Below are 9,272 nucleotides of genomic sequence, written 5' to 3' on the forward strand. Positions count from 1 at the left end.
CCAGTCGCTCCCTACGCGGGAGCGTGGATAATATCACGCTACCGCAAAACTCTTCAAATCGGCACAAATGAGCCGTTCCCCAGAATCATGCAACAAAACTACTTAACTGACTTGCCTTCCTCTCCAACTCCATCTATCATAGAAGCAACGTTGAAATGCTTGAAACGAGGGGAAACGGATGGAGCACCAAGGACCGGGACTGCCGGCGCAAGCGTTGCGCGGAATTCCGGAATTGAAGTATGTCAATGCGGACAATGTGGCGCGGTATCGCGCGATTATGCGTTTTTCTATCAGGAATATAAGCGGCTGAAATACTGGCTTAAGCCGGAAGAAGTCTACGAAACGATGAAGGCCTGGAACATATGGCCGGACTATACGCCGGAGATGTGCCATCATGATCTCGAGCAACTGGTTGAATGGCAAAACTTGACCGCTCGCCACGATGGCGGGCGGTCATCCACGTTGGAAGAATATTTGAAGAAAAAATGCAATATTCCCTTCGTCCGTATTCGATCGAAATCGAGCGTTTGCTGGAAAATTTGGAGAAGGTGACCGGCTATGGAGGATCGCTCGAAGCGTCTCTTTTCGACACGATTGCCGAGAAGCTGTTCGCGATCCGGCGCGATGCGGACCGGTGGCAGCCGGAAGAGGCGCTCGAGCTGTGGAATGTGCTGTACCGGTCGTTCGTTAGTCTGCACGAGAACGCAGCAGATTACATCGCCAGCCTGCAGACGGCAAAAGCGGAAGAGATGATGGTGACGGAAGCGTTCCTCGTTTTCAAGGAGAAACTGACCGATTATTTGCAAAATTTCGTGCAGGCGCTTCAGCGCAGCGCCTATAAAATAGAAGGAAATCTGCTGCGCATTAACGACTCGGTCCGGGATCTGTTTCTGGAAAAAGTGGCGGAAGGCGAGCTCGCCAAGCCGCGGCTGGAAGAAGGTCCGGACAAAGAGGAATGGATGAAAGAACTGCAACGCAGTTGGGCGAATATCCGTCGCTGGTTTATCGGGGAAGGGAACGCGCCAAGCGAGCTGACGCTGCTGGAAAGAGCGACCAAGGATACGATTGCGCGCATCGTCCGCAGCGCCATCCGCATTCAGGAACGCAAGCGTGCGGGGCTTAGCCGCAAAAAAGAACTTGAGCATCTGGCGCGCTGGTTCGCCTCCCTCGATTCGGTGGACGATGCGCATCGATTGGCCGCCTTTGCGTTCGGCCTGTTTCCGACGCGGCATCTGCAAGGAGAAGACTTGCGGGATTCCGACCGGGCGGACATGTCTTCCTGGGAGGAGCGGCCAATGGTGCGGATGCTGCGTTCGCGCAGCCGCAAACGCGGCGAAAGGCTGCAGTCCGATCCGGTGCGTGACAACGAAGAAAGGAAGCGGCGCGAGCGGGAGGCTTACCGGATCCGGCAGGCGGAAGAAATGCGGATGATCGAAGCGATGCTGGAGCGGGGACGGGTCCGGATATCGGAGATGGGCGTCGTAACGGCCAAGGAACGTCTGCGGCTGCTCCAATGGATCGGCCGTTGCATGACGGCGGGCAAAACGTATACGTTCGTGACGCCCGAAGGCGTGCGCATAAGGATGAGTAACCCGCGGACGGACAAACGGACGATTTTATACGCCGAGGACGGAGAGCTGGAGATGGCGGATTACGAGCTGCACTTCATGCTGACGAATACGGCGGCGGCGCTGGAAGCGGCGGCATCCGCGGAAGAAAGGGGAGATCAATAGCATGGCTTCCGGAGCATTGCGAAGAGCGGTCAGAAAGGAACGTAATGCGGAGCAACTCGCCGAACGGAAGCGGGCGTGCATGCATGCGCTGCTGAACCGTCCGTGGGTGACGAAGGAAGACGATCCCGATTTGTACTTCGCGATTAAAGATCATTACGAGGAGTTGCGGGACTGGTTAATGGACAAGGCGGGGTTCCCGCTGATCGTTACCCGGTCGATGGCCAAGCTGGACAAGACGCCGGTGAAAGCTTTTCCGTGGATGGGCTTTGCGGAGTTTCGCGAAACATCGGATTATGTCTTTTTCACATACGGATTATGGTATTTGGAAGGAAAAACAGAGCTGGATCAGTTCCTGCTTTCCGACATTGTCGAAGAGGTTCGCGAGCAGATGCTTGGCGCGGGATTGGAAGCGGATTGGCGCAACTACTATCATCGTCTTTCCATGGCCCGGGCGCTCAAAAAGCTGCGCTCGCTCGGCGTGCTGTACAGCGTCGACGGAGACGAAAGCTTCTGGGCGCAGGACGCGGAGCGCAACGCCCTGTACGAATGCTCACCGCTGGCCCGGTATGTGCTTCGGCGCTTTCCGCGCGATCTGACCGAGTGCTCGACTCTTGAAGAACTGACAGACCCGATTCCTTACGCGGATACGCAGGACGGCCAGTCGATGAGGCGCAGGCATCGCGTCTACCGACGGCTGCTGCTCGAACCGGTCGTTACGGATCGTCAATGGGACGAAGAAGATTTGAATTATGTGCTGTGGCAGCGGCGGGCGATTATTGATCAGCTGGAGAAAACGTTCGGCTGGGTCGGCAGGCGCTATCGCGAGGGGCTGTTGTTCTTTCATCCGGAACTGACGGGCGAGGGGGAGCTGTTCCCGACGCTGTCGGCTGCTTCGGACCTGGCGTTGCTGGCGGCCGGCGAAATCCGCAAGCAATTGGCGGAAGGAGGCGGACTGTACACGGAGGACAACGGAACGATCCGGCTAACGAGAGCAGAAATGGAGACGATCATGTACCGGCTGCAGTCCAGACATAAAGAATATTGGAGCAAAGAGCTGCGGGAATCCGCATCGCAGGAACTGGCGGAGCTATGTATGAACCATTTGGCGGAATGGGGGCTCGGGGAATGGGAAAGCGAAGCTTCATTTCTTGTGTCTCCAGTGCTTGGCCGGTGGAATGCGGATTATGCCAATTCCGATTTTGATGCGTAATGGGGAGAGGACAGGCGATGGAGCAAACGACAGTCGGAACGACGGAACGGACAGCGGAGCTCGGGACGGCAGTTGCCGGGACGGCATCAATGCGTCGGGCGGATGGCGCGCAGCCGCCGGACAGATGGCAGATGAACCGGGTCGGCATTCTGAATTTTTGGTATTACGACGAAGAAGAATTTCAGCTGGAGGACGGCCGTCTCATTCTTCGCGGAGCGAACGGCTCGGGCAAATCGGTTACGATGCAAAGCTTCCTGCCGCTCGTGCTCGACGGCGACAAACGTCCCCACAGGCTCGACCCGTTCGGTTCGCGCGACCGCCGGATCGAGTACTACTTGCTCGGCGAGGATGACGACGGCAAAGGCAAGACGGATGCGACCGGCTATCTGTGGATGGAATTCCGGCACGGAAGGACGGGCGCTTTCAAGACGATCGGTATCGGACTGAGAGCGCGGCGCAACGCTTCGCAGGTGCAATTCTGGGGATTTGTACTGGAGGACGGCCGGCGCATCGGGCGGGACTTCTGGCTGTACGACCGTAACCGATGGCTGGAGGACCAGGTGCGTATTCCGCTTGACCGCAAGGAACTGGAGGCGAAAATCGGTTCCGGGGGCATGGTCGTTCAGGATCAGAAGTCGTATCAGGACCTCGTGAACAAGCAAATTTTCGGCTTCGCGGATATCGAGGCTTTTCAGGATTTGCTTCAGCTTATGATCCAACTGCGGAGCCCGAAGCTTTCAAAAGATTTCAAGCCTTCGGCGATATACGAAATTTTGCACCAGGCGCTGCCGCCGCTGATGGAGGAAGAACTGCGGCCGCTGTCGGAAGTACTGGAAGATATGGACCAAATGGCCGACCGTCTGGACGAGATCCGAAGGCATCGCGGCGAGATGGTCAGGCTGCAGGAGCGGTACGATTTTTACAACAAGCATATTCTTTATACGAAGGCGGGAGAGCTGCTGGAAAACCACGCTTCTTACAAGGAAGTGGCCGCCCGGGTGAAGGCGTCGGAGACGGCGCTGGAGCAAGCGGAGCGGGAGAAGGAAGCGGCGGCGGCGGAGCGTGCCGACATACAGCGCAGGCTGCAGGACATCGCCTTGGAGCGGGAGCTGCTGGAGAAGCATGAGGCGATCGGCAAGCAGCGGGAATACGAGGCGGCTGCGAAAGCGCTCGAAGATACGGAGCGGCAGCTGGAGCGTTCCCGGGACAAGGCGCAAAAAGCCCGCATCAGGCAGGATCGACTGCAGCGCGAGCAGGAGGAGGCGGCCTCAAGCAGAGACGCTTCCGAGCGGATACAGCGGGAAACGCTGGACGAGATGGAGCAGATGGCGGGCGAGATGGAGTTTGCCGAGCATGCGGTATATCATCGCTATTGGACGCCGAATGTGCCGGAAGACGACGCCTGGAAGGATGCATGGCGCCGGGATATCCGCCGTCATCGCGAGCGGGTCGAGCTGGCGCTGGTCAAGGCGGCAGAGGAGCGCGAAGCTGCGTCGATGGTGAAGGAGCGGGAGATCGAGCTTGGCGAAGCGAGCCGGGTGCGGGATGAAGCGGAACGCGAGCGCGCCGAGCGGGAAAAGCGGCTCGAGGAAGCGAAGGAGCGGCTGAAGGATGCGATCGTCGTCTGGAGGGACGGATTGAAGGAGCTCGAATTCGGCGACGAAGCGATAAGGGAAACGTTCGGCGCGATTCGGAATTACGGACCGGAGCAGCCGTCGCTTGAGCTTGTGCGAGCGCCGCTGCTGCAGCGCTATACAGTCGGCCGCGATGCGCTTGTCGAACGGAGGCTTGGCTTCGAGCGGCGCCGGGACGAGCTGTTGGAGCAGAAGCGCAGGCTGGAAGAAGAGAAACGCAGCTGGGAAGAGAGCCGCGAGCCGGAACCGCCCCGCAGCGAAGCGAGGGAAAACTTCCGGCGCGGTAAAGCCCGGGCGGGTGCTCCGCTCTACGCCTTGTGCGACTTTCGGAAGCAGGTTGGCGAAGAGGAGCGGGCGCGCATCGAGGAAGCGCTGGAACGCGCCGGTCTGCTGGACGCCTGGATTTCGCCGGATGGCTGGCTCGAAGATTGCGGCAGCGGCGACGAAGAGGCGTGGATCGTCCCGAAACCAATCGAATTCGGGTATACGCTTGCCGACCTGCTTGTAGCCGATCCGCCGGAGGAAAGCGGCGTGACGGCTGAAATGGTTGATGCGGTGCTGAGAAGCTTTTTATGGGACGAAGGAAGCGCTCTGCAAGACGGCGCCGACTGGCATGGCATCATCGCGGCGGACGGCTCGTACCGGCTCGGTCCGTTGGCCGGCCGTTCGCGGGTGAAGGTGCGTGCGGAATATATCGGAAGAGAGACGCGCAAGCGAACACGAATGTTTGAAATCGCCCGGCTTGCCGAAGCGATCGCCGCGGTGGAGGCGGAGCTGCATGAGGTGCAGCTGTCGATCGACGGGCAGCGGGAAGCGGAAAGCCGGCTTGCCGAAGAGCGCGACCGGTTCCCGGATGGAACCGAATTGACAGATGGGCTGCGGGCGCTGCAGGAGGCCGGTTATCGTCTGGAGGCCGCGCTCCGTCATGAGGAGCGGGCTCTGGAGCGGTTCAAAGCGAAATCGGAGGAATGGCGCGAGCTGCAAAGGCAGCTCCATGAGCTGACCGCCGGTTGGTCGAGGCTGAAGCGCGAGAAGGAGCTGGCCGAAGCGGCAAGCGTTATTCGCGAATACGAAGGTGCGTTGTCGGAACTGCATTCCTTGTGGCGTCAATATCGGGATGCGAGTGCCGCTTGGGAGCGGCTGCGGGATGAGCTTGAAACGACCGCTCTCGAGTTGGAAGACGAAGAAGCGCAGATGGATGAGCTCGACGAGCGGAGACGGGATCAGCGGGCGCAGACGGAAACGCTGCGGAAGCTGATCGAAGAGTTGGGCCTTGCCGATGTGGCACGAAGACTGGAGGAGATAAGAGCCGAGCAAACCGCGCTGGTGCAGCGTAACCGGGAGCAGGAGCGGCTGCTCGATGCGGCGAAGGACAAAGCCGCCCGGGCGGAAGCGCAGCTTGCGCTGCTGAGCGAGCAGGCGGAAGGCAGGAAGCTCGGGCTGGATCGTGCGACCGTGAAACTGTGGACCGAGCTGCGCCGGGGCCTCGTGCCGGAATGGCGGGAGGAATGGCCGGGTGATGAGCGCAACGATGCGGAGCCGTTTGCGGCGCAGCCTCCGGAAGGGGATGCCGCCTGCCAGCTGGCCAGGGAAATTCGCCGCCGGTATGAGCCGCTGTTCGCGGGACGCAACGCGGAAAATATTACGAATCGTCTGCTGGAGCAATTTACGGCCGCCCGGATGATGCTGACCGAATATGTGCTGCAGACGACCGACGATGAAACGACGGGACGCATTTTGATCCATTCGATGCGCGACCCGCATCGGCCGCTGCCGCCCCAGACGCTTCTCGATGAACTGGCGGAGCAGGAAGCGGAGCAAAGCGCTCTGCTCAGCGAGAAGGACCGGGAACTGTATGAGGAAATTATTTTGCGCAGCGTCGGCAAGGCGATTCGGCAGCGGATTCACCGGGCTGAACAGTGGGTGCGCGAGATGAACAAGCTTATGGAAGAGCGGGATACCTCGAGCGGCCTGAGGCTGCGGCTGGAATGGGAGCCGAAGCCGGCGTCGGGCGAGCAGCAGCTGGACGTGTACGATCTCGTAGAGATGCTCAAGCGCGATTCCCACCGGCTGCGGGAAGACGAAATCGATGCGATGATCGAACACTTCCGCGCGCAAATCGCGGGAGCCAAACAGTCCGCCGAGGAAGAACAAGAGTCGCTTCGGCAGCATTTGTACCGTGCGCTCGATTACCGGAATTGGTTCTACTTTGAGCTGAAATACAAAAAAGGCGAGCAAACCGGCTACCGTCCGTTGACCGACGCACGTTTCAACGTGCTGAGCGGAGGCGAGAAGGCGATGGCGATGTACATCCCGCTGTTTGCGGCGACGTGGTCGCGGTATTCCGACGCGCGCAGCGACGCTCCCCGGCTCATTTCGCTGGACGAGGCGTTCGCGGGCGTAGACGAGGAAAATATGCGCGACATGTTCAAGCTGCTGACGGATATGGGCTTCGACTATATGATGACGTCCCAGGTGCTGTGGGGCTGCTTCGATACGGTTCCGAAACTGGCGATTTACGAAATATACCGGCCGAAGGACGTCGATTTCGTCACATTGTTCCGCTACCGTTGGAACGGCAAGCGGCGGGAATATGTGGAAAACGTCAGAACAGAGTAGTCGGGTGGATGTGCTGCATATTTGCAGCAACGCTCGGCTAGATGACTGGCTGGCAGTCGTCAAGGCGCATAGTCGGAAGTTCGGGCTAGATGCAAGACAGACGTTTGCAAATTGTCCGGTGTATAACGCGGTTAGACAGAGGGCAAGCGGGTGACGGCATGAACGGTTTTCAAGGATTTAACAGAGAGGATCGGACAAACGGATTACGGGCTGACCGGGGGGAGCGGGCGAAAGCTTATTTCTCCCGCCCCGGTTTCGAGCGGCCGCTGCAAGCGGTATGGGATCGCTACGCGAGTTTCGGGAAAGCGAGAGGGAACGCGGTCGTCCGCAATGCGACACCGGAAGAGTGCGAAATGGTGAACTCGTTCATGGGGTGGAATGTGAAACCGGGCGGCGACATCCGGCTTCCTCTTGCGGCGTTCGAGCGGGAATTGCTGGAATCCGCCTTCGCGATGACGATCGAAGAGCTGCACGCGGTGCTGACCGGCGAACCGTTGCTGACGAAATCGGACCGGCAGCAGCTTGATCGGCAGGAATGGGAGGAGTTGTTCCGGATCGTCAAAGGGAAGCTGGAGCGGGAGGAGGGGCTGCTTCATCCGGTTGTGGCGAATTGGCTCGAACAATTGAAGGCGGGAAAGGCGGACGGTTACCGGATGCTCCGGGAGCTGTGGCGGCAATACGCGCAGGATGCCGAGCGCGAGCTGGCGAACGCTGCCGCGGCATGGAATTTGCTGCTGGCGAGACATCTTGGTTCGGAACAGCGTTTGGAGCAGAGTTCGATGCAATCGATAGAGCCGTTGCTGGGCGGTTTGCGATCTGATGATTCGCGTCTTGACGGCTCGCTTGACAGGAGCGACCCGGCGTCGCCGAGCGACGGTTTGCATCCGATCCGTTTGCCGGTGCTGGCCGCGCTCGCCACGGGCAACCCGCATGCGCTGGACAGGAACGTCCCGGCTGGCCGGTTGCTGTTTCAGGCGCTGCGTGTATCGGCGCGGCGAGCCGTGCCGGAACCGGGACAAGATCAAGAAAGTGAAGTAAGATGCCGCGCAGACCAGATTGGCCAGATGGGCCTAATAAGCCAAGTAGATCGTACGGGGCAAGCGGTGAATGCCGCTGACAGTGCCGAAGCCATAGCCGGCTCAGATTCCGATTCTGATTTCGAATCAGAATCTGCAGGTACTCCGGAACGCGACAGCTCCATTGAAGAGCCGGAAGCGTCGGCGATCGAAGCTGACAGTCTGGCGTCACGGGAGATTTACCGGGTCGCGGGCATTGCGGACGACGATATCTCGACGCTCGTTCATGTTTTCATCCCTTGGGAGTCGGGCGGGCTGTCTATTCTGTCTTTACGACAGATCGAAAGGATGAAGAAAGTACCGTTTGCCGGTGATCTGTATGTGGTTGAGAATCCGGCTGTATTTTCCACGTTGATCGATATGACCGAGCGATGGCTGGAGAAGGGGGGAGCGTTTCGCCTTTCTGTCGACGGTCCCGCACTGCTTTGCACAAGCGGTCCGGCAAGCGCCGCGGCGCTTCGACTGTTGGATCGGTACGTCCAGGAAGGCCCGAGGTGCGGTACGCTGTACTATTCGGGCGATTTTGACGTGAAAGGGATCGAAATCGGGAATGTGCTGGCGGCCAGATATCGAGGGCAGTTCAGACCATGGCGGTTCGATTCTCAAAGCTACGCAGCCGGAAGCCGCAGCTCCAACCGGGAAGGCGTCCGGTTTTCCGATGAAGAATGCAACCGGCTGAAACAAATGGGAGCCGTGTGGGATGACTCTCTTTGCAGAGCGATGAGCGGAATCGGACGAAAGCTGTTTCAGGAAGAGCAGATCGCTTTCTACATGGAAGATTGGATGTGCGCTTTGGAGCATGCGGGAGTTTCGGATTCTTCGAAGTGAGTATTATACCGTTTGGTGGTTCCGAGTTATTCAGGAAATGGGCAGCCTCGAAATTATTGTTGAATTTTGATTCCGGTGCAAGTTGGATATGTGATATATTATTGAATGTATCACAGGAAAAAATTACTATCGAAAATTTCGTCCCTGAATGTAGGTGCGAATGTGAAGCTCC

At 58.8% G+C, this 9,272-nt stretch carries 3 protein-coding genes and 1 pseudogene; all 4 read left to right on the plus strand.

The features are described 5' to 3' along the window. Nucleotides 1-87 precede the first annotated feature (87 nt). The 4 genes and pseudogenes from PACILC2_RS14690 (at nucleotide 88) to PACILC2_RS14705 (ending at nucleotide 9,100) form a co-directional block, all read left to right on the plus strand. Nucleotides 88-1,733: pseudogene (locus PACILC2_RS14690) on the plus strand (TIGR02677 family protein). Between the two features lies 1 nt (nucleotide 1,734). Next, complete coding sequence (locus PACILC2_RS14695; protein WP_213529270.1) at nucleotides 1,735-2,943, plus strand: TIGR02678 family protein; 1,209 nt, start codon at nucleotides 1,735-1,737, stop codon at nucleotides 2,941-2,943. Between the two features lie 17 nt (nucleotides 2,944-2,960). Then, nucleotides 2,961-7,196: a TIGR02680 family protein gene (locus tag PACILC2_RS14700; RefSeq protein WP_244863525.1), complete on the plus strand. Its 4,236-nt coding sequence runs from the start codon at nucleotides 2,961-2,963 to the stop codon at nucleotides 7,194-7,196. Between the two features lie 158 nt (nucleotides 7,197-7,354). Next, a complete protein-coding gene (locus tag PACILC2_RS14705; protein ID WP_213529271.1) occupies nucleotides 7,355-9,100 on the plus strand; it encodes a TIGR02679 domain-containing protein in 1,746 nt (581 codons plus the stop codon). Nucleotides 9,101-9,272: the final 172 nt, after the last annotated feature.

It is taken from the genome of Paenibacillus cisolokensis (assembly GCF_018403665.1).
Taxonomy (GTDB): domain Bacteria; phylum Bacillota; class Bacilli; order Paenibacillales; family Paenibacillaceae; genus Paenibacillus_AH; species Paenibacillus_AH cisolokensis.